Below are 21,991 nucleotides of genomic sequence, written 5' to 3' on the forward strand. Positions count from 1 at the left end.
GACCGGCATCCCAAAATTACCATCAGCCAGTTTACCCCAGGTTAGGGAGAACTGTATGTTTCCCATGAGGTCTACGTAAATACTTGACCCTCATGGAAGCTGCAAAACTCTTAGGCGAGCTCAGCGGTACCCAGATCGGCGTGCTTCTGCGGATCGACATAGAGGTACTTGACGCGATCGGAGCCGACGATGGTGTGCGTGTAGAACATCACCGGGATAACCGGGCAGTCAGCGGCGACCATAGCGTCAGCCTCCTGCATCTTGGCGATGCGCTCGTCGTCGTCAACCGTGGCACGGGCCTCATCGACCTTGGCATCGAACTCGGAGTTGTTGTAACCAGAGCGGTTGTCGCCACCGAGGGAGTCGGAGTGGAACAGCGGGTACAGGAAGTTGTCCATGATCGGGTAATCGGCGATCCAGCCCAGACGGCCGAACTGATAGTTGAAGTTCTGATACTGCTCGAGCAGGGCAGACCACTCGGGAGTATCGGAGACGGCGGTGACGCCCACCTTGGCGAGGTCGCCGATGATGGACTCCATGATCTCCTTGTGGCCACCGTCCTGGTTGTAGGACAGGGTCACATTGATGCCACGATCGCCGTTAGCGCCAGCGGGAGCGACCTTGTCGAGGTACTCGTTAGCCTTGTCGACGTCATAGGCGCAGAACTCCCATGCGCCCTCCTTGTAGCCGGCGATTCCCGGAGGAACGATGCCGTCAGCGGGGGTACGGGTGCCCTTGAAGATGGTCTTGCAGATGGCCTCACGGTTGATAGCCAAGGAGATGCCCCTGCGCAGGTCAGCGTTGTTGAACGGCTCGGCCGTGGTGTTGCACGTCAGATAGTACGTGGAAGGCTCGGAGCCGAGCAGCATGCGCTCGCCGTCACCCATGGTGTAGCCATCCTTGGACTCGCCGCGGTCCTTCTTGGCGGCGTCGATCTGAGCAACGGGAACGTCGCAGACATCGAGGTTGCCGGCCTGGAACTCCTTGTAAGCGGTCTCCACGTCCTTGATGACCTGGAAGTGGATGGCGTCGATCTTGGCCTTGTCGCCATAGTAATCGTCAAACTTCTTGAGGTTGATCTCCTGACCATCCTCCCACTTGCCGTCCATCATGAACGGGCCGTTACCGACCGGGGCAAGGTAGAAGCTCTTGACATCGGACTCGGCGCACTCGGGAACCGGGGACAGAGCCGGGTGAGAGGCGACGAACGGGAAGTCGGCGTAGGCGGAAGTCAGCTTGACGACGAGGGTCTCGTCATCCGGGCAGGTAACGCCGGACAGCTCGGTAGCATTACCGGCAAGCAGATCGTCATAGCCCTCGACCATGGAAAGGTGGTAGGAGACCTCGGAAGGACCATACTCGGTAGCGATGGCCGACTTAGTGTTGACCAGGCGCTCCCAGCCGAGCTTGAAGGACTTGGAGGTAACGTCGTCACCGTTGTGGAACTTGGCCTTCTTGATCTTGAAGGTGAACTCGGTGGCGTCGTCGTTAGCCTCAAAGGACTCGCAAGCCAGCGGAACGATCTCGCCCTTCTCGTTATCGTACTCCGTCAGAGCGTCGAAGAGCTGATACTCGACCTGAGTGCCCTGATCCTCCTGGACGTTGTAGGGGTCGATGCAGACCGGGTTGTTGATGTAGAAGTTCAGCGTCGAACCGGACTCAGAACCGGAAGCGTCGCCGCCCTTCTTGCCGCATGCGGCAAGAAAAGCCATGGAGCTCGCAGCGAGGGTGCCGCCAACAAAGGCGCGACGACCCATAACGGGCTGGTGGAACATAGAATCAGCCATGCCATCCTCCTTATGAGATAGGACAAAGTGAATTCGGCCGGGCAACGTCGAGACAGCCCAATCGAACCATTCAAACGCGGTCCGCTGTTATGGCTGGTTATGCAATGCGGGCCAACGTTTCGCAATACAGTAGCGCATTTTATGCACAATTTGGCGCTGATTCCGGTTAACGGTCGAGAATTTCTTTAGTTGGGCGAAGTATGTGGGGATATTTTGACTCTGTTACAAATATGTAAACAAAAAGGGCCCCGCACATGCGGGACCCTTTACAAACGCATATACGCCGATGCTTAGTAGCCGACGATGCCCTGCGGGAAGAAGAACATGCACAGCACGACGCACACGGCAAACACGACAGCCATGATAACGGTCAGGCGGTCAAGGTTCTGCTCCATAACGCCTGTGGCAGAGCTGGAGTTATACAGCGAGCTAGCGATCATATCCGAAACGCCGGTGCCCTTACCGGAGTGCATCAGGACGAGAATCGTCAGCGCCACGGCAGAAACAGCCCAAACGACAAACAGAAGAATCTGAAACGGACCCATAGATAAGCTCCTTAATAGAACAATTCAAACTCCAGTACTGTACCACAACCTCCAACACTCCCCCACCTGCCATTTAGGGACGGGGTAGAAATGGCAGAAATACCAAAAAGGGGGTCGTCCGGTTGTGGACAACCCCCTTACTAGAAAACGGTATTTGTTTTCTATTAGGCCTCGGTGGCGAGCACGCGACCCGTCATCTCGGCGGAAGGCTCAATACCAGCCATGGTGAGCATGGTCGGAGCGATATCGGAAAGACGGCCGTCCTCGATACCGGTGAGCTGGGCCTTCTCATCAACGATGATGAACGGCACACGGTTGGTGGTGTGAGCCGTAAACGGATGCTTGGAACCGTCGGAAGCGACGTCAAACATGTGGTCGGCGTTGCCATGGTCGGCGGTAATCAGCGCAAAGCCGCCCTTGGCGAGAATCGCCGGGACAACCTTGGACAGAGCATCGTCAACAGCCTCGACGGCCTTAACGGCGGCGTCGAAGACACCGGTGTGACCAACCATGTCGCAGTTCGCGAAGTTCACGATGTAGAAATCAGCGCGATCCTCGTTGATTGCGGCGACGAGCTTCTCGGTAACCTCGGGAGCGCTCATCTCGGGCTGCAGATCGTAGGTAGCGACCTTGGGGGAAGCGACGAGCACGCGCTCCTCGCCCTCCTTGGGCTCCTCGATGCCGCCGTTGAGGAAGAACGTCACGTGGGCGTACTTCTCGGTCTCGGCGGTGTGCAGCTGCTTCAGGCCATTGGCAGCGATAACGTCGGCCAGAACGTTCTCGGGGAACGTCTTGGGGAAGGCAACCTCGACGTCAAACGTCGGATCGTACTCGGTCATCGTCACAAAGTGCGACAGCTTGATCTGCTCGCGCTCAAAGCCGTCGAACTCCTTGTCCGTGAACACGCGGGTCATCTGACGAGCGCGGTCGGGACGGAAGTTGAAGAAGATGGCCGCGTCGCCCTCGTGGATGCCCTCATTGTGGGCAGCGAAGGGCTCGACGAACTCATCGCCGCGCGGATCCTTCTCGTAGTAGGCCTTGATACCGGCCACGGGGTCGGTATCGGCATCGGACGCGTTGACCATGACATCGTAGGCACGCTGGATGCGCTCCCAACGGTTATCGCGGTCCATGGCCCAATAACGACCCGAGACGGTGGCAACGCGAGCGTCGCAACCGGTCTCCTCGGAAATCTTGGCCAAGAAAGCGCAGAACTCGCTCATGTAGCCAGCACCGGACTGCGGGTCAACGTCGCGGCCATCCATAAAGGCGTGGACGCGAACGGTCTTGACGCCATGCTGGGCAGCCATCTTGACCAGGGCCTCGACATGGTTCATGTGAGAATGAACGCCGCCGGGGCTCATAAGGCCCATGAGGTGAAGGGTCTTGCCTTCGGCCTTGACATCGTCCATAGCCTTGACGAAGACCTCGTTCTTGGCGATGGAGCCGTCCTTGATGGCATTGTTGATGCGCGAAAGCTCCTGGAAGACGATGCGGCCGGCACCGATATTGAGGTGACCCACCTCGGAGTTGCCCATCTGGCCATCGGGAAGGCCCACGTCCTCGCCCGAAGCGCCGAGCGTGGTGTGGGGGTATTTCTCGTACAGGCTATCAAGGAAGGGCGTCTTGGCAGCGGCGACGGCGTTCTCGCCATCGGCCGGAGCCAGGCCACAGCCGTCCATGATGATCAGGAGTGCAGGAAGATGACGCTGTGCCATATGTCCTACTCGCCTGCCTTGACGACCATAGAGGCGAAGTCGGCAGCCTTGAGCGAAGCGCCGCCCACGAGGGCGCCGTCAACGTCGGGCTTGGCGACGAGCTCAGCGATGTTGCCGGGCTTGGCAGAGCCACCATAGAGAACGCGGATGCCGTTAGCGAGCTCCTCGCCGAACATCTCCTTGAGGGTCTCACGGATAGCGCCGCAGACCTCCTGAGCGTCCTCGGCGGTAGCGGTCTTGCCGGTGCCGATGGCCCAGATGGGCTCGTAGGCGACGACGACCTGCTTGGGGCAGGTGATCTCAAGACCAGCAAGGCCAGCCTTGACCTGGTTCACGACGTGCTCGACATAGGTGCCAGCCTCGCGGACCTCGAGAGACTCGCCGCAGCAGAAGACGGGAACAAGACCGGCGGCAACGAGAGCCTTGGCCTTCTTGTTCTGATCCTCGTCGGTCTCGTGGAAGTAGTCGCGACGCTCGGAGTGACCGATGATGCAGTAGGTGCAGCCAGCGGACTTGAGCATGTCGCAAGAGGACTCACCGGTGAAGGCACCCTTGGCCTCCCAGTACACGTTCTGTGCACCGAGGGCGATGGGGGCAGCCTGAATGCGGTCATGAACCGTGGTGATGTCGATGGTCGGAGGGCAGACGAGCACCTCGACGCCAGCCGGAACCTCGGGCAGAGCCTGAGCCAGCTCGTCGGCGAGCTTGGCGGCCTCGGCGACGTCGTTGTTCATCTTCCAGTTACCAGCGATAAGAAGGGTGCGATTAGGCATCGAGAAGCGCCTCCACTCCGGGCAGGGCCTTACCCTCGACGAGCTCCATGGAAGCGCCACCACCGGTGGAGATCCAGCTCATCTTGTCGGCCAGGTTGAACTTGTTGACAGCTGCGACAGAGTCGCCACCGCCGATGATCGAGGTGCAGTCGGCCTCGGCGACGGCCTCGGCGATAGCCTGGGTGCCGTGAGCGAAGTTATCGAACTCGAAGACGCCCATGGGGCCGTTCCAGAACACGGTCTTGGCGCCCTTGACAGCCTCGGCGTAGAGCTCCTCGGTCTTGGGGCCGATATCCATGCCCTCACGATCGTCGGGGATAGCGTCGGAAGCGACAACCTCGGGGACAGCGTCCTCGCCAAAGTGATCGGCAACGCGGTTGTCGATGGGGAGCAGGATCTTGACGCCCTTCTCCTCGGCCTTCTTGAGCATCTCGCCGGCACGCTCGACCCAGTCCTCTTCCTTGAGGGACTGACCGACGGTCAGGCCCTGAGCCAGGAAGAAGGTGTAGGCCATGCCGCCACCGATGATCAGGGTATCAGCGGAGTCGATGAGGTGATCGAGAACGCCGATCTTGGAGGAAACCTTGGAACCGCCGACGATAGCGACGAAGGGGCGCTCGGGCTCGGCGAAGATGCCGGTCAGCGTGTCGACCTCCTTCTCGAGCAGGAAGCCGGCGACGGCAGGCAGGTAAGCGGCGGGGCCCACGACGGAACCCTGGGCGCGGTGAGCGGTGCCGAAAGCATCGAGAACGAAGACGTCACCATAGGAAGCGAGCTTCTTGGCGATCTCGGGATCGTTCTTCTTCTCACGCTTGTCGAAACGGACGTTCTCGAGAACGAGGACCTTGCCCGGCTCGACGGCGGCAACAGCCTCGGCGGCCTTCTCGCCGTAGGTGTCGGCGACAAAGGCAACATCGAGACCAGAGAGCTCAGCGAGCTTCTTGGCGACAGGCTCAAGGGAGAGCTCGGGCTGGAAGCCGGTGCCATCGGGACGGCCGAGGTGGCTCATGAGGATGACGCGAGCGTTGTGCTCAACGAGGTAGTTGATGGTGGGCAGGGCAGCCTTGATGCGGGTGGTGTCGCCAACGACGCCATCCTTGATAGGCACGTTGAAGTCAACGCGGACGAGAACGCGCTTGCCGTCGACATCGATGTCGCGGACGGTCTTCTTGGTAAAGGCCATGTTTGCTTCTACCTTTCGTACGTGTCTGCCTCCCATTACGGCAGACGATTTCCTATAAAAAGGGCACGACCCTAGGGTGTAAGCCCTATGAGGCCGCGCCCTTCTTTAGACGCTCAACGAGCTATTCGCTAAAAGCTAAATTAAGCAACGAACTTCTCGAAGTACTTGATGGTGCGGACCATCTGAGAGGTGTAGGAGTTCTCGTTGTCGTACCAAGAGGTGACCTGAACGAGGGTCTGGCCGTTGCCGAGGTCAGAGCACATGGTCTGAGTGGCGTCGAAGATGGAGCCGTGGGTCTCGCCGATGATGTCGGTGGAGACGATGTCGTCCTCGTTGTAACCGAAGGTCTCGGAGATGGTGGAAGCGTAGGCCTTCATAGCGGCGTTGACCTCGTCGACGGTGACCTTCTTGTCAACGACAGCGTAGAGGTTGGTGATGGAGCCGGTCGGCGTCGGGACGCGCTGGGCGGCACCGATGAGCTTACCGTTGAGCTCGGGGAGAACCAGGCCGATAGCCTTGGCAGCACCGGTGGTGTTGGGGACGATGTTGACGGCGCAGGCGCGGCTACGACGCTTGTTGCCCTTGCGCTGCGGGCCGTCGAGCGGCATCTGGTCGCCGGTCCAGGCGTGAATGGTGGTCATGATGCCGGACACGATGGGAGCGAAGTCGTTCAGACCCTTGGCCATCGGGGCAAGGCAGTTGGTGGTGCAGGAAGCAGCGGAGATGATGTTGTCCTCAGCGGTCAGCGTCTCGTGGTTGACGTTGTACACGATGGTGGGCAGATCGCTGCCGGCCGGAGCGGAGATAACGACCTTCTTGGCGCCAGCGTTGATGTGGGCCTGAGCCTTAGCCTTGCTGGTGTAGAAGCCGGTGCACTCGAGAACGACGTCGACGTCGAGGTCGCCCCAAGGCAGGTTGTTGGCGTCGGCCTCCTTGTAGATCTTGATCTCCTTGCCGTCAACGGTGATGGAATCCTCGCCAGCAACGACCTCGTGATCGCGAGCGTAGTTGCCCTGCGTGGAGTCGTACTTCAGCAGGTAAGCGAGCATATCGGGAGAGGTGAGGTCGTTGATAGCGACGATCTCGGAGCCCTCATGACCGAACATCTGACGGAAAGCCAGACGACCGATGCGACCGAAGCCGTTAATAGCAACCTTTACTGCCATTGTGTCTCCTTTCGTAAGGCCCCCGCGAGCTACAGCGCCCGCCGTTGAGGCCCACAAACTAACCACTCGCCTAATATACCTTTTTTTTGACTTGAATTTCACGAGAATGCTCGAAATTGAAAATCAAATTTACGTTAAAACGTTTTAAAGAGTAAAACAGCAGTTCAATCCCTATATAAGCAGTTTCGCTCAACTACCTGTTTGCTTCAATGAGCTTTTCAAGCCTCAAAACTCGATGGTAGAGGGCCGACTTCGACAAGGGAGGGTCAGCCATCTCCCCCAGATCGCGCAGTGACAGATCGGGATAGCGCTCGCGCAGGTCGCAAAAGACTGCTAAGGCGTCCGGAAGCGTGTCGCGTAAACCCCGCTGTTCGAGCTCATCGATCAACGCAAGCTGATGCTGGGCGGCACCCGCACTTCTGGTCTGATTGGCCAGCTCGGCATTCACGCGACGGTTTACGTCGTTCTTAACCAATTTGACCGCGCGCGCTTCCTCGATCTCGGCAACGCTGCGCTTGGCGCCGACCAGCTTTAGAAGCTGCTCGATCTCCTCGGCGCTCTTAATGTAGACGGCAAAGGACCCGCGCCGCGCGTTAACGCGCGCATGGACCCCAATCTGCTCCAATAGATCGCAAAGTCCCCGGGCATACTGCTCGCCCTGCACCGCGATCTCCAAATGAAAGTCGCCGCGGGGATCGGCCACGAAACCGCCGGCGATGAGCGCGCCGCGGATGTAGGCAAGCCTGCAGCAGGGACGGGCAACGATGTGCCGGGGAACACCAGCGACGAGCCCTCCCCTGCGGTCGAGGATGCCCAGCAGCACCAGAGCCTTGTCCAGATCGGGTTGATCGGGCAGGGTAATGAGATAGTTACGGACCTTATGCAAGACCGATTTACGAACGGTGAATTCCGTTTTGAGCTTAAGGATGCGATGCGTCAGTGTGATCATCGTGCGCGCGACGGCACCCGTCTCGGTCGCGACCGTCAAACGATACCGCCCGGAGCCGGCCAGCGAAAGTGTACCGCTCACACGCGTCAGGGCGGCAAGCGTCGACAAATCGCAGTATTCACATTCGGGTTCGCAGCGCGCGAGCTCGTCACGCACCTCGGCGGTAAACGACATGCAGGCCTATGCTTTCGTGTTGGCGCGCGACAGGTCGCGATGAGAAATGCTCACGTGATACTGGGCGCCTTCCAAATAACGTGCTGTGGCCTCGGCGATGGCAACGCTGCGGTGTTGACCGCCCGTGCAACCGATGGCAATAGAAAGCTGTGGCTTGCCCTCCGCGATATAGCCGGGCATGACCGTATCGAGCAGCTGCGTCCAGGCCTTCCAGAACTCCTGGGTCTTGGGATGGTCCAGAACAAAGTCAGAGACTTTCTTATCGAGACCGGTCATCGTGCGCATCTCGGGATCGTAGAACGGATTGGGCAGGAAGCGAACGTCGATCATAATGTCCGCCTCGACGGGCATACCGTGCTTAAAGCCAAACGAGAACACGTGAACGTCCATGAGCTGCTGGTCGGACAACTCGGAGAACGCCATGCGCAATTTGTTGCGCAGAGCAGAGGTGCGCAAGCGGCTCGTATCGATAATCATGTCAGCTCGGTCGCGAACGCCCTGCAGCTGCAGGCGCTCGCGCTGAATCGCATCGGCCGTAGTCTCCCCCGGCTTGGCAATGGGATGGCGGCGGCGGTTTTCACTATAACGACGGATCAGCACCTCGTCAGAGGCCTCGAGAAACACGATGTCACAGCTCATCTCGCGTTCTTCGAGCGCGGCGACCGCATCGAGCAACTCGTCAAACAGTCCCTGGCTACGCAAATCGCAGGTGACGGCGAGATGCCTGCCCACGCCCGTATTGATGCCGACGAGCTCGGCAAGCTGGGCGATCAGACGCGGAGGCAGGTTATCGATGCAAAAATAGCCCATGTCCTCGAACACGTGCATGGCCTGCGTGCGGCCCGATCCGGACATTCCGGTGATGATGACGATATCGGGGATGCGCTCCGAGCGCTCCGCCGCATCCATGGCATCTCCCTTTTGCATGTGTTGCCTCCCGAAAACAAGCGCGGGACCCAGCAACCCGGATCCCGCGCGGTCAATTGCCTATATTGAGTATACCGCCCCGAGCGGATACGAGGCCTGTCTTACGCCTCAAGCGCAGCCTTGAACCAACTCGTAATACTCGTGGGATGCGTGATGGCGGTGCCGACGACAACGGCCCAAGCGCCAGCATCGATCGCGGCGCGAGCCTCCTCGGGCGTGTGCACACGGCCCTCGCAGATGATGGGAAGACCGGGGAATTCCTCGGTCGCCTGACGCAGAAGCGGAAGATCGGGGCCATCGGCCATGGTGCAGTCGATGGCGGCGACACCATGAGAAAGCGTGGTGGATACAAGGTCGAAGCCCATATCAACCGCACGGCGAATGTCCTCGATGGTGGCACAATCCGCCATCAGGAGCACACCCTCCTCGTGCAGCGGACGGAAGGTGTCCTCGACGGTCTTGCCATCGGGACGCGGACGATCGGTGGCATCGATCGCCACGATATCGGCACCCGCGGCAACGCAGGCGCGAGCGTGACGCAGCGTCGGCGTGATGTAAACGCCCTCGTGCCCATCCTTCCACAAGCCGATAACAGGAACCTCACAGCGACCCTTAATGGCGGCAATGTCGGCAAGGCCCTGACAGCGAATGGCGGCGGCGCCGCCAAGCTCGCAAGCGCGAGACATTTGAGCCATGGTCTCGGGCGTACGAAGCGGCTCGCCCATATACGCCTGAACGCTCACGACGAGCTTGCCCTTCAGGGATTGAATCAAAGGATCGACGGTCATAAGGCTGCAACCTTTCTCAGAACAGCCTCCCGAGGCGTGTTGTCTCGGGAGGCTCCTACAGCAGATACGTTTACTTCAACGAGGCAAGAAGATGCTCAGCGGCACCGATGAGCGGAGCATCGCCCTCCAGAGAACCGATGAGGATCGGCGTGTCCTGAAGCGGATCGAGCGCCTGGCTGGCATAGCCCTCGTGCACCGAATCCTTCCACGTCTGCGAACGCCAATCGGGACCTTGGTGAATCACGCCACCCGAAAGCACGATGACCTCAGGGTCCAGGATGTTAGCGAGCGAGCCCAAGCTGGCACCCAACGCAAAGCCGGCATCATGGATGACCTCGGTCGCCTTTGCGTCGCCTGCACGGCACAGGTCGTTCACATCGCGACCGACCGAAGGACGGCTGGGGTCGACACGGCCAAAGCGCTCATCGTACATACGACCAATGGAAGTGCCCGAAGCGACAGACTCAAGATGGCCGGAACGCCCGCAGGCGCAGGGAATGCCGGCGGCAGCCGAGCACTCGATGTGGCCCATATGGCCAGCAGCACCATGGAAGCCCTGCATTACGCGGCCGTTCTCGACATATGCGCCGCCGATGCCCGTACCGATGCCAAGACACAAGACGGAGAACTTGCCCTTGCCGACGCCCCAGTGGGCCTCGCCCAGAGCATGAGCTTGCACGTCGCCTACAACGGCAACGGGAAGACCGAGATCCTCGCGCAGACGCGGCCCCAACTGAACGCCGGACCAGCCGGGCATGATCTCATTGGCATACGCGATGGCGCCCGTCTTGGGATCGACGACGCCGGCGGCACCGATACCGACGCCAAGGACCTCGACATCGGGATTCGCCTCGAGAGCAGCCTTGATGGACGCCTCGATACGCTGGAAGACGGCCTCGCCGCCCTCTTGGGCCTCGGTGGGAACCTCGGCCTCAAAAACGGGATGGGGCACACTACCGTCAGCCGGGTACTCCATGATGGCAGTCGCGATCTTAGTTCCGCCGATATCGACAGAACAGACGTACTTGTTCTCCATGTCGCTCTCCTTCGGAGATAAAAAACAACTATAGGAAATGCGCCGTCAGGCTAGCCGTCACAGCGCAGTAAAGGTTTTCCTGGTGCCCAAGATCGCCGAGAAACCGTGTGGCCATTGACCTAATAGTCATGGCCACACGGTTGAACGGCGAGGTCGGGTGCCTGGGAAAGCTTTACAGGAGGCCGTTGTCCTGGAGGACCTTCCTAATAGCCTCGACGTTCTCGCCGGTCATGGCCTTCACCGGGCGCGGCATGGTCGGGCTGTCGAAGATACCCATGAGGTTCATAGCGGTCTTGAAGGCGCCGACGCCACCGGCATAGCCCTGGACGCCCGAGGTGACATCCCAGATGTGCGAAATCTCATTGAGGCGATCCTGCTCGGCCTTGACGGTAGCCCAGTCACCAGCCTGAGCGGCCTTCCACTGACGAACGTAGCCCTCGGGCTCAACGTTGGCGAGACCCGGGACAGAGCCGTCGGCGCCACCGAGGTAAGCGCCGTCGACAACAACCTCGTGGCCGGTGAGGATGCTCATCGGATGGCCGTTCTTCTCGTTCTCCTGAACGAGGTAGCGGAACGAGATGTCATCACCCGAGGAATCCTTGACGCCAGCAAGGACGCCCTCGGCGCCGAGCTTGGCAAGGAGCTTCCAGGGGAGCTTGGTGTGAACGCAGACGGGGATGTCATAGGCAAAGATGGGCAGGTCAAGCTCCTCGTGCAGGATGCGGAAGTGCTCCTCGACCTCGGTCATGCCCTGCAGGGCATAGAACGGGCAGGTGGCGACGAGGGCATCGGCGCCCAGCTCCTGAGCGACCTTGCCGTGCTCAATCATGCGCTCGGTCTCGGTATCGATGATGCCGACCAGAACAGGCACGCGGTGGTCGACGATGCGGACGGCCTCGGCGATGATCTGGCGACGACGCTCGTCGGTGGAGAAAACGACCTCACCCGAAGAGCCCAAGAAGAACAGGCCATCGACGCCGGCATCGATCATGCGGTTGATGCTGCGCTCAAAGGAGGCAACATCGAGCTGGTGATCTTCGGTATCGGGAACAACGACGGGAGGGATAACGCCGGTGAATTTCTGAGTTGCCACAAGAATCTCCTTAGTTGTCTGGCGGGCGGCCCTATGCCACCCACTCTTGTTGGCAGTGTCCAGGCCGTCTAGGCCAAAGAACACGAGTGGAACGTTTGGTTAAAAAAGTCTACGACTTCGTTTTCGAACGCATTGATGCGCTCGTGAGCGTATTTTGCATAGATGATATGCCTCCGGTCACACTCAAGACCGTTGAATACGGCAAACTGATCCTTGGGATCGCTCACGGTATCCATAAGCGATGTGCCCATGAGCACCGATCCGCGCACCCGAGACGACAGCACCTCGAGGCCGCCAGGAAGCGGATTGGCAACCGCCGTGCGGGCGAGGCCCCGCTCGTCCAGAGCAGAAACCGCCAGCGCGACTCCGCCGCCAAGACCCTCGCCCCATGCAAAGATGCGGTCGGGGTCCATGCCATCAAGATTGCGCGCGACCTCCGCCAACGCGCAGCCCCAACGGACGCGCCTGACAAAAGCAGGCGAGGTAATCCCCTGCCGCAGATCGCTGGGTCCAATCGCCTCATCGTCCAGCGCAAGCACGGCATATCCCATGGCCGCAAACCTCGTCATGTGATGCCATCCCCGCACGGGTCGGTCGATGTCGTGAAACATCAGGCACAGCGGCACGCGCTCAGAAACTCGGGCACGACCGACAGGCTCGATCAAACGAGCGTGAATCGCATCGTCACCGAGCTCAAAGGAGACCTCCGAGTAACGGGCGCAGGGGTTAACAAAGTCAATCGCCGTAATGGCCAGGCCTTGAATCTCAAGATTCGAAGCACATGTCTCCAAATCAGAAACATCTGCCTGAACATCACCGTGCCAGTCCCGATATTCAGAGAGCCTTGACGAAACCGTCCCGGGAATCCCCACAAGGTCGGAGACAATCAGCTCGCCGACATTGCTCTCGCACTTAGACATGAGCCTCCCCTCCCTTGCAGAAAAACGGAATGATCAGATCGTCAAAATCCTGAATCTCCTCGTGGCCAAAGCCTTCAAAGAACTCATGACGCTTTTCACAGGTCAGGTTGTTATAGACCGCAAACTGCGTCGCTGGCGGACAGACGGTATCGGCTGTGCCGGTGCCAAACAGCACGGGGCATTTGACCATGGGGGCAAAGTTCTTGGAATCGAAGTACGCCAGCTTGGCATAGGCTTCGTCAATACGAGTCGAGTCCTCGTCAAACCAGCGAGACCAATAGCGCAGGCCCTCGTAGGCGATGTCGTCGGCATCCAAATCCCAGACCAGGCGGAAATCTGACAGGAAGGGATAGAGGATGGCGGCGCGATTGATAAGCTCGCTGTTAAGTGCACAGGTCGCAATGCCCAAACCGCCGCCCTGCGACGCGCCGTTCACAAACACACGGGCAAGATCGATGCCCTCGAGCTCGCGAACGATGCGGCACAGGATGCGAATATCTTGGTGCAAGCGGACATAGTAGAGGTTGGCCGGGTCGCCGTCGATACCGGCGACGATATGGCCCGCGACCGTTGTGCCCTCAAATCCACCAATGTCCTCGGAGGGACCTCCTTGACCGGGGCAGTCGAGGGCGATGAGTGCCATGCCCATGCCCGCAAACGACGCCTGCTCAAACCAGCTGCGGCTTGCACCCGGATATCCATGGAACTGAAGTACCAATGGCACGGGCTCGTCCGAAACCGGCTTGAGATACTTGGCATGCAGGCGGGCGCCACACATGCCGGTATACCAGAGGTCGAAAAGCTGGCAGGTCACAGCATCGGTGACCGAAGCCGCCTCAATCGCGTAGTCGAGCTCGACGGCGTCGGCCTCGGCCATGCGGTCCTTCCAAAAGAGATCGAAATCTGATGGACGGGGCATGGCGCCTCGATATTCACCAAATTGATGTTGTAGCTCCTGAGCACTTGGCATGGCTCGTGAACCCAACCTTTCGAAATCGCAACGGAGGTGCGCCCGGCAAGGGAACCGGGCGCACGGGAGGGAAAGCGAGACTACTCGCCGAGCTTGGGATGCAGCAGCGACGGCGCAGCGCCGAGCAGCATCTTGGTGTAGGGGTCCTGGGGGTGCTGGAAGACCTGCTTGGCCTCGCCCTGCTCGACGATCTTGCCGCCATTCATAACGATGATGTCGTCAGAGATATAGCGGACCGTCTGGATGTCATGGCTGATGAACACCATGGCCAGGCCGAGCTCCTTCTTAAGGTCGGTCAGCAGGTTCAGAATCTGCGCGCGGACCGAAACGTCCAGAGCCGAGGTGGGCTCGTCGGCGATGATGGCATCGGGGTTCAGCGACAGGGCACGGGCAATTGCGACGCGCTGGCGCTGGCCGCCCGAAAGCTGGCCGGGAAGAACCTCGGCGGCGGAGCTGGGCAGACCGGTGAGCTCCAGGAGTTCCTTGACGCGCTTCTCCTGCTCGGCTTCGGTGCCCAAGTTGTGGACGCGCATGGGGTCGAGCAGCTGCTCGCGAACGACCATGCGGGGGTTGAGCGCCGTGGCCGGGTTCTGGAACACGACCGAGATGACGCGACCCATGTGGCGACGGTCCTCGGCGGTACGTTTGGTAACGTCCTTGCCCTTAAAGTAGACCTTGCCGCTCGTGGGGGCCTGCAGGCCGCACATGACGTTGGCGGTGGTGGACTTACCGCAACCGGACTCGCCAACGATGCCGATCGTCTGGCCGGGCATGAGCTTAATCGTTACACCCTGGACGGCGTGAACCAGGTTGGGGTGCAGAATCGAGCCGGTACGGGTCCTAAAGGTGACGTGGACGTCATCAAGGAAGATGATCGGCTCGACGCCGTTGACTGCGGTCTCGCTCATCTACATCACCTCCGCGTGAGGGGTCAAACCATTTGCCTTGAGCACCTCGTCGGGGAGCTCGGAATAGAAGTGCTCGGTGCCGGGCACGCGCTTGAAGACCGGACGGGTGTCCAGGCCAATGCGCGGATGGCTCGAGCGGGGCGCGAAGCGATCGCCCTTGGGGAAATCGCGCGGGCTCGGAACGGCGCCGGGCACCTGGTGCAGACGGCCCGAACCGCTCTCGATGGACAGAACGGAGCCCAGAAGACCGCGGGTGTACTCGTGGATCGGGTTAGTGAGCAGCTCCTTGGTGGGTGCCTGCTCGATGACCTGACCGGCGTACATAACCGTGATGTTATGGGCGACCTCGGCGACCAGCGCCAGGTCATGCGAGACGAAGATCATGGCAAAGCCGAGCTTGGCCTGAAGGTCGTTGAGCAGCTTGATGACCTGCTTCTGGACGGTAACGTCCAGAGCGGTCGTGGGCTCGTCGCAGATGACCAGCTTGGGGTCGCGGGTAAGGGCCATAGCAATCAGAACACGCTGACGCTGGCCACCAGAAAGCTCATGCGGGTAGCTCTCGAGCGTACGCTTGGGGTCGAGGCCCACGAGCTCCAGGAGCTCCTCGGCGCTGCGGGTGCCGCCGCGCTTGGTGAGCTGCTTCATCTGGGCAGAGATGAGCATGGAGGGGTTGAGCGAGGACAGGGCGTCCTGATAGACCATAGCGATATCGGTACCGCGCAGGCCGAACCACTCCTTCTTGCTCATCTTGAGCAGGTCTCGGCCCTCCCAGAGGACCTCGCCGGAAAGGTGCTCATCGTCGTCGGTCAGGCCCATGATGGCCAGCGTGGTGATGGACTTGCCGCAACCGGACTCGCCCACCAGGCCCATGGTCTGACCAGGACGGACGTCAAAGTTGACATGGTCGACGACGTTGATATCGCCGTGGTGCTCAAACTGAATGCAGAAGTCACGGACCGAGAGAATCGGTTCGACAGACTCGTCAGGCACATGGCGATCGTCACGCTTGAGCTCGACATCGCGCAGGGCGCCAAGGCGAGCGGAGAGGGACTGGGCCTGCTCCTTGTAGGCGCGAACGGGGTCGGAGACCAGCAGGTCGGCCTCGCGACGCTTGGAGGAGTCGGTCGGATCCAGGGCGGCGGAGGGAGCAGCGGCCATGGCGTCGGTAATGCCCTCGGAGAGGATGTTGAGCGCCAGGCAGGTGATCATGATGGCCAGGCCCGGGAACAGTGCCTGCCACCAACGGCCGGCGAGCACGCCGCCGCGGGCGTCGGCGAGGATGTTGCCCCAGGTAGCGGTGGGCTCCTGGATACCAGCGCCGATGAAGGTCAGCGAGGCCTCGAAGATGATGGCGTCGGCGACCAGGGTAACGGTGAAGACCATGATCGGGGCGATGCAGTTACGCAGAACATGCTTGATCAAAATCCACGGAGCCTTGGCGCCGGAAACGATGACCGCGCGGACATAGTCCTCTCCGTACTCGGACACGATGTTGGCGCGCACGATACGGGCAATCTGCGGAGTGTACATAAAGCCGATGGCGAAGATGATCGACGGCACGGAGTTGCCCAGGATGGAGACGAAGACGGCCGCGAGGGCGATGCCCGGGATAGACATGATGATGTCCAGGATACGCATGATCGTCTCGGAAACGGCCTTGCGCGAAACCGCCGCAAGGGCGCCCACGACCGAGCCGCAGACCAGAGCCATGGCAGTGGCGCCAAAGCCGATAATCAGCGAGTAACGACCACCGTAGAGCATGCGCGACAGAATGTCGCGACCCTTATCGTCGGTACCGAAGATAAATCCGTTGCCGGGAGCCTGGCGAGCCGTAAAGATCTCGACCGGGCTATAGGGGGCAAGAAGGGGCGCCAGAATCGCGGTCAGGGCGACCAGCGCCAGCACGACGGCGGCAATCTTAGAAGACAGCGTCATCTTCTTCCAGCCACCGAGCTTGAGCCCCTTGGAGGCAGCCTTCTCGAGCTGCTCGGTTTGCTTCTCTCGAATCTTTACCATAATCTACACCGTCCTGATGCGCGGGTTGATGAGCAGGTAGAGCATGTCAACCACGATGTTGATGATGATGAAGGCAAGAGCAACGACGATGACGACGCCCTGAACCAGGTTCGCCTCGTTGCCCTGAACGCCCTGCAGGATCGCGGTGCCCATGCCGGGGAGGTTGAAGATAACCTCGATGACGACGGCGCCGCCCATGAGGTAACCGATCTTAAGACCGAGGGTGGTGACCGGGGTGATCAGCGCATTGCGAAGTACGTTGATGCCGACGACGACCTTCTCGGGAACGCCGGCGCCGCGAGCCATACGGACATAGTCCTTGTCGAGCTCCTCGACCATGGCCGTACGCACGATACGAGTCATCTGACCCGTCAGCGGGAAGGCAAGAGCAATGGCGGGCATGATCATACGTCCCAGATAGCCAGCCGGGTTGGTGGTGAAGTGAGGCAGAGCACCGGACGCCGGAAGCACCTTAAGGTAGGAAGAGAACAGCAGAATCAACAGAACGGCAAGCCAGAACGACGGGGTTGCCAAGCCGGCGATGGAGAAGACGCGGATCACTTGGTCCGGCCATCTGTCGCGATACAGTGCCGCGATGACGCCGAGTAAAAACGAAACGACCGCGCCGATGGCAAGACCGATGAAGGTCAGCTGCATCGTGACGGGCAGGGCAGTGGAGATGCGCTTGGCAACGGAGTTGCGAGCAGCACCATAGGTGCCCATGTCGCCATGGATCAGATCGCCCATGTAGCGCACGTAGCGCACGGGCCAGGGGTCGTCCAGACCATACTTCTCATGGTACTCGGCAACCGCCTCGGGCGAGGCACCGTCACCCAACGCCGTATAGGCGGGGTCGGTCTTGGAGAACGACATAAGGAAGAACACCAGGACGGTGACGCCCAATGCCATGATCGGCAGCGCCACGAGACGCCTTCCAATCAAACGTAGCAAGTTGTTCACGTTCTCTCCCCTTTCTTTTGTCGGTAGGACCAACTGGTATATGAGTACGGATACTCATTACAAGACCCGAGCGACATCGTTGCCGCCCGGGTCTTTGTTTCAACTATGAGGATACGGTCCCAACGACCGACATCCTGCATACAGACTCAAGCGAGCCTTACGCCTTGACGGTCGCGACGCCCCTGAAGGACATGCTCGTCGTGCCGATGCCCTTGAAGCCATCGAGGGCCTCGCCGTTGGGCGCAGTGGACGGATCGTCCCAGGAAGCGGAGACGGTCTTGACGTGGACAACGGGGTACAGAACAGCGTTGTCGGCAATGATGTCGAAGCACTCGTTCCACTTCTTCTGCTGCTCGTCGCCCTCGGCGGCAAGAGCCTCGTCCATGAGACTGTGGAGCTTCTGCCACTCAGCGGACTCCTTCCACGGGCAACGGGTCTGCATCCAGACGTTGTCGCCGTACCACCAGTTAAGCAGCAGGTCGGGGTCGGCGCCGAAGCAGGAAGGATCGCCAGGGGCAAGGAGGATATCGTAGGCCTCGCCGCCGTCGATGGCAGCGTAGGTGGCCGGCGAGGTATCGGTCTGGATGGTCACATCGAAGCCGAGAGCGTCGAGGTCGTTCTTGACCTGGGCGGCCATGCCCTTGATCTGCTCGTTGTCGGTGGTGCGCAGGGTGATGGCACCCGGGGTGATGCCAGACTCCTCGATGAGCTTCTTGGCCTTCTTGGCGTCGGTCTTATACACCGTGGAAGCCTCATGATAGTTGGTGAAGCTCTTGGGCAGGTAGCAGCTGGCAGCGGTGGCAAGGCCGGCGAAGGTGTTGCTGACCATCTTCTCGGTGTCGAGTGCATACATGACAGCCTGACGGACCTTGACGTTGTTCCAAGGCCCCTTGGCGACGTTGAACATGATGAAGCGGGTGCCGAAACCCTGAACGTTATCGATCTTGCAGCCGGCGCTCTCGAGCTGGTCGACGGCGTCAGCGGTAACGAGCTCCATAACGAGCGTGGAGCCCTCCTGCTGAGCGGTAACGCGAGCGGTGGGGTCGGTCAGGATGCTGTACTGGATCTTCTTATCCTCGGCAGCATACTCACCGTTGTACTCGGGGTTGGGAACCAGGGTGATCTCGGTATCGGAGATAGAGTCGTACATCCAGGGGCCGGAGCCGATCGGCTGCTTGGCGCGATCCTCCTCGGTCTGGGTGGCCGGGGTAACGCGGACGATGGCCAGACGATCCTTGAGCAGGGAGAAGTTGGGGACCTTGGTCTTGACCGTCACGGTGCTGGCGTCCTTGGCCTCGATGGACTCGAAGGGCTGGAAGAACGGAGCATACGTAGCAGAAGCGGCGCAAGCGGTGTAGGAAGCGACGACATCGTCAGCGGTGACCTCGGTGCCATCGGAGAACTTGGCGCCCTTGCGGATGGTGACCTCGAAAGTGGTGTCGTCCACAGACTTGGGATCGTCGGTGGCGAGCTCGTTGAAGGTGCTGTAGTCGTGGTAATCGATGCCATAGAGGCCCTCGACGACGTGCCAGTTAGCACCCAGGCCCACAGCGGAGCCGGTGCTGGCGGGATCGAAGCTGGACGGAGCGTAAGCGGAACCAGCGGTGATCACGCCGCCGCCACGGTTGGCGGAATCGGTGGAACCGAAAGCGGAACCCTCGTCGCTAGAGCTGCCACCGCAGCCGGTGAGACCAAGCCCTGCGACAGCAGCGACGCTGCCGGTGAGGCCGAGGAACGAACGCCTGGACATACCCTTGTTGATGATGGCCATGTCTTCTCCTATCAATAGAGAATCTTACCCGGGAGCACCTAGACGTGCCCCCGCGCAACTTGCGGACGATATATACCTTACCTACCGACGAACCCAAGTGAGGTGCCGCGCTCGGCGACCGATACATACATCCGCTTGAACGGTATTTACTACCGTTCGCCGAATTCATTGACAAACGATTCGACAGACAGTATGTATCGACGAGGTGAGATATCAGTCTTCGTCAACCCGCAGGATAGCAGTGTTATTCACCATGGTTAGTCAAACGTTTTAGCGTTAATAAAACCCGAAATCTGCAGGTAATCGCCGCGAAATACATGATTGAAAATCACGCAATCATGTATATCAGTGGTTTAGAGGCGTGTTTAGTTTTCGGATTGCTTTGCCGCCGCCTCGGCGCGCTCGGCATTCCATGCAACGAGCGCCTCGTGAACCGCTTTGGCGACATCGGCAGGAATGCCTCGAACTTCCGCGATCTCTTGCTCGCTCGCCGCGCGCAAACGCTTCATCGAGCCAAAATGGCGCATAAGGGCACGTTTTCTGGTGGGTCCCACGCCTGGAACGTCATCGAGTACCGAAACCGTCATGGCTTTATCGCGCAATTCGCGATGGAACGTGATGGCAAAACGGTGCGATTCATCGCGCACCTGTTTAATTAGATAGAGCGACGCGGACCCGGTCGGCAGCACGACGGGAGTCTCGTCCCAAGGCACAAAAACTTCCTCATCGGCCTTCGCCAAGCCACAAACTGGTATATCGAGCCCAAGAGCCTCAAGTTGCTTGATCGCAGCGGTCAATTGCGGCTTACCGCCATCGACAACGAGCAAATCGGGGCGCGAGCCAAAGCGCTCGTCGGCCATGCGCTCGGGAGCATAGCGTCGTCCCAAAACCTCGGACATCGACACGAAGTCGTTTGCCTCGTCCAATTCGGCCTGGATTTTAAAACGACGATACTGGCTCTTGTCGGCGCGCCCGTTGGTAAACACCACCATCGAGGCGACCGTAAAGGTGCCATGCAGCGTCGAGATATCGAAGCACTCGATACGCAACGGCGGCGATGGCAGCGCCAACGCACTTTCGAGCTCCAGGAGCGCTTGATTGGTGCGGTCGTCAGCGTACCCCGTTCGCATCATGTAGCGCATGAGGGCATGGCGCGCATTTTTGGATGCCATATCGAGCAGACGGTGCTTTTCGCCACGCTGCGGCCTATGGAGATGGCAGGAACGCTCACGCTTGCCCGCAAGCCACTCCCCCAGCGCCTCCGCATCCTCAAGCTCGACGGAAAGGTTGACCTCAGCTGGAATATCAGCCGTCTCGTCGTAATAGCGCTTAAGAAAGCCCGACTGGAGCTCTTCCTCGTCAACATCAAGACCCTTGTCGAGAATGAACTCGCAGGTGCGAACTGTTCGGCCCTCGCGAACGACGAAGACGCAAGCGGCGGAGATGGTCTCCTCGCGATAGAAACCGATGACATCGATATCGACACTGGAGGGAAAAACGACTTGCTGACGATCGTCCAGACCCCTGATGACCTCCAAACGACGTTTGACGCGGGCGGCGCGCTCAAAATCGAGCGCCTCGGCGGCCTCCGTCATCTCGGATGTCAGCTCGTCGACGACGTCCTTGCGATGGCCCGACAAAAAACGTTCGACACGCTTGACGTTCTTGGCATAGTCTGCCGGGGAAATCGCGCCGACACACGCACCCGGGCCGCGCCCGACATGATAGTCGAAGCAGGGGCGCCCGTTTTGCGCGCAAATCATATTGACGATGTCTTCCTCGCCCTTGTGGGACTCGACGATACGGCGACAACGACGCCACTCCGCACAGGATGCGGAGCAGATGGGGATAACCTTGCGCAGCGTATCTATCGTCTCACGTGCCGCGCGGCTATCGGTATAAGGTCCAAAATAGCGCGTTCCCGGCTTATGACGCTCACGCGTGTATTTGATAGCGGGATACAGGTCGCCCTTTGTAATGGCGATAAAGGGGTAGCTCTTGTCATCCTTGAGGTCGACGTTAAAGTACGGATGGTACTGACCAATCAAATTGCGCTCGAGCACCAACGCCTCGTGCTCGGTCTCCACCACGATATAGTCAAAACTCGCCACCAGCTGCATCATCAGCGGGATCTTCTGGCGCTCGTCCTGCAGCGTCACGTACTGACGCATACGGGCGCGCAGGTTTTTCGCCTTGCCCACGTAGATGACATCGCCCTTGGCGTCTTTCCAAAGGTAGCAGCCGGGCTGCGTGGGAACGCGCGAAACCTGCTCGGCAAGCGTTGGAATGTTGTCGTGACCGGTCACG

The 21,991-nt window shown here is 59.9% G+C and carries 18 protein-coding genes; all 18 read right to left on the minus strand.

Annotated elements, in window-relative coordinates:
- Window positions 1–110 precede the first annotated feature (110 nt).
- Window positions 111–1,787, minus strand: coding sequence for an ABC transporter substrate-binding protein (locus DXB86_RS00570; protein WP_117635932.1), 1,677 nt, complete (start codon window positions 1,785–1,787; stop codon window positions 111–113).
- Between the two features lie 290 nt (window positions 1,788–2,077).
- The gene (gene secG / locus DXB86_RS00575; protein WP_006236144.1) at window positions 2,078–2,332 is read right to left on the minus strand and encodes a preprotein translocase subunit SecG; all 255 of its coding nucleotides are present in this window, start codon (window positions 2,330–2,332) and stop codon (window positions 2,078–2,080) included.
- A gap of 164 nt (window positions 2,333–2,496) precedes the next feature.
- Window positions 2,497–4,050 carry a 2,3-bisphosphoglycerate-independent phosphoglycerate mutase gene (gene gpmI / locus DXB86_RS00580; protein WP_117735803.1) on the minus strand — a complete coding sequence of 518 codons (1,554 nt, stop codon included), beginning with the start codon at window positions 4,048–4,050 and terminating at the stop codon, window positions 2,497–2,499.
- 5 nt (window positions 4,051–4,055) lie between these two features.
- Entirely contained in the window at window positions 4,056–4,823 is a 768-nt protein-coding gene (gene tpiA, locus DXB86_RS00585; RefSeq protein ID WP_022094882.1) for a triose-phosphate isomerase, read from the minus strand.
- Entirely contained in the window at window positions 4,816–6,006 is a 1,191-nt protein-coding gene (pgk, locus tag DXB86_RS00590; RefSeq protein WP_117564871.1) for a phosphoglycerate kinase, read from the minus strand. The genes tpiA and pgk overlap by 8 nt, the downstream gene beginning before the upstream one ends.
- A gap of 140 nt (window positions 6,007–6,146) precedes the next feature.
- The gene (gene gap, locus DXB86_RS00595; protein ID WP_099431436.1) at window positions 6,147–7,172 is read right to left on the minus strand and encodes a type I glyceraldehyde-3-phosphate dehydrogenase; all 1,026 of its coding nucleotides are present in this window, start codon (window positions 7,170–7,172) and stop codon (window positions 6,147–6,149) included.
- Window positions 7,173–7,365: 193 nt separating this feature from the next.
- Entirely contained in the window at window positions 7,366–8,295 is a 930-nt protein-coding gene (whiA, locus tag DXB86_RS00600; protein ID WP_035138886.1) for a DNA-binding protein WhiA, read from the minus strand.
- A 6-nt stretch (window positions 8,296–8,301) separates the two neighbouring features.
- Complete coding sequence (gene rapZ / locus DXB86_RS00605; RefSeq protein ID WP_022094878.1) at window positions 8,302–9,222, minus strand: RNase adapter RapZ; 921 nt, start codon at window positions 9,220–9,222, stop codon at window positions 8,302–8,304.
- Between the two features lie 101 nt (window positions 9,223–9,323).
- On the minus strand, window positions 9,324–10,010 hold the full coding sequence (locus tag DXB86_RS00610) for an N-acetylmannosamine-6-phosphate 2-epimerase (protein WP_022094877.1): 687 nt from the start codon (window positions 10,008–10,010) through the stop codon (window positions 9,324–9,326).
- A gap of 70 nt (window positions 10,011–10,080) precedes the next feature.
- Entirely contained in the window at window positions 10,081–11,046 is a 966-nt protein-coding gene (locus tag DXB86_RS00615) for an ROK family protein (RefSeq protein WP_022094876.1), read from the minus strand.
- 172 nt (window positions 11,047–11,218) lie between these two features.
- Window positions 11,219–12,139 (minus strand): dihydrodipicolinate synthase family protein, encoded by a 921-nt coding sequence (locus DXB86_RS00620; RefSeq protein WP_089573615.1) that lies wholly within the window; start codon window positions 12,137–12,139, stop codon window positions 11,219–11,221.
- A 68-nt stretch (window positions 12,140–12,207) separates the two neighbouring features.
- Complete coding sequence (locus DXB86_RS00625; RefSeq protein WP_117735804.1) at window positions 12,208–13,059, minus strand: acetylxylan esterase; 852 nt, start codon at window positions 13,057–13,059, stop codon at window positions 12,208–12,210.
- Entirely contained in the window at window positions 13,052–14,029 is a 978-nt protein-coding gene (locus DXB86_RS00630; protein WP_117735805.1) for an acetylxylan esterase, read from the minus strand. Before DXB86_RS00630 ends, DXB86_RS00625 begins: the two co-directional genes overlap by 8 nt.
- 80 nt (window positions 14,030–14,109) lie before the next feature.
- Window positions 14,110–14,937 carry an ABC transporter ATP-binding protein gene (locus DXB86_RS00635; protein WP_006236159.1) on the minus strand — a complete coding sequence of 276 codons (828 nt, stop codon included), beginning with the start codon at window positions 14,935–14,937 and terminating at the stop codon, window positions 14,110–14,112.
- A complete protein-coding gene (locus DXB86_RS00640; protein ID WP_117735806.1) occupies window positions 14,938–16,953 on the minus strand; it encodes a dipeptide/oligopeptide/nickel ABC transporter permease/ATP-binding protein in 2,016 nt (671 codons plus the stop codon).
- A 3-nt stretch (window positions 16,954–16,956) separates the two neighbouring features.
- Complete coding sequence (locus tag DXB86_RS00645) at window positions 16,957–17,913, minus strand: ABC transporter permease (RefSeq protein WP_117735807.1); 957 nt, start codon at window positions 17,911–17,913, stop codon at window positions 16,957–16,959.
- 157 nt (window positions 17,914–18,070) lie between these two features.
- A complete protein-coding gene (locus tag DXB86_RS00650; protein ID WP_117735808.1) occupies window positions 18,071–19,684 on the minus strand; it encodes an ABC transporter substrate-binding protein in 1,614 nt (537 codons plus the stop codon).
- 365 nt (window positions 19,685–20,049) lie between these two features.
- Complete coding sequence (gene uvrC, locus DXB86_RS00655) at window positions 20,050–21,990, minus strand: excinuclease ABC subunit UvrC (RefSeq protein WP_117735898.1); 1,941 nt, start codon at window positions 21,988–21,990, stop codon at window positions 20,050–20,052.
- Window position 21,991 lies beyond the last annotated feature (1 nt).

The organism is Collinsella sp. OM06-18AC (assembly GCF_003438785.1).
In the GTDB taxonomy this organism is placed as follows: Bacteria; Actinomycetota; Coriobacteriia; order Coriobacteriales; family Coriobacteriaceae; genus Collinsella.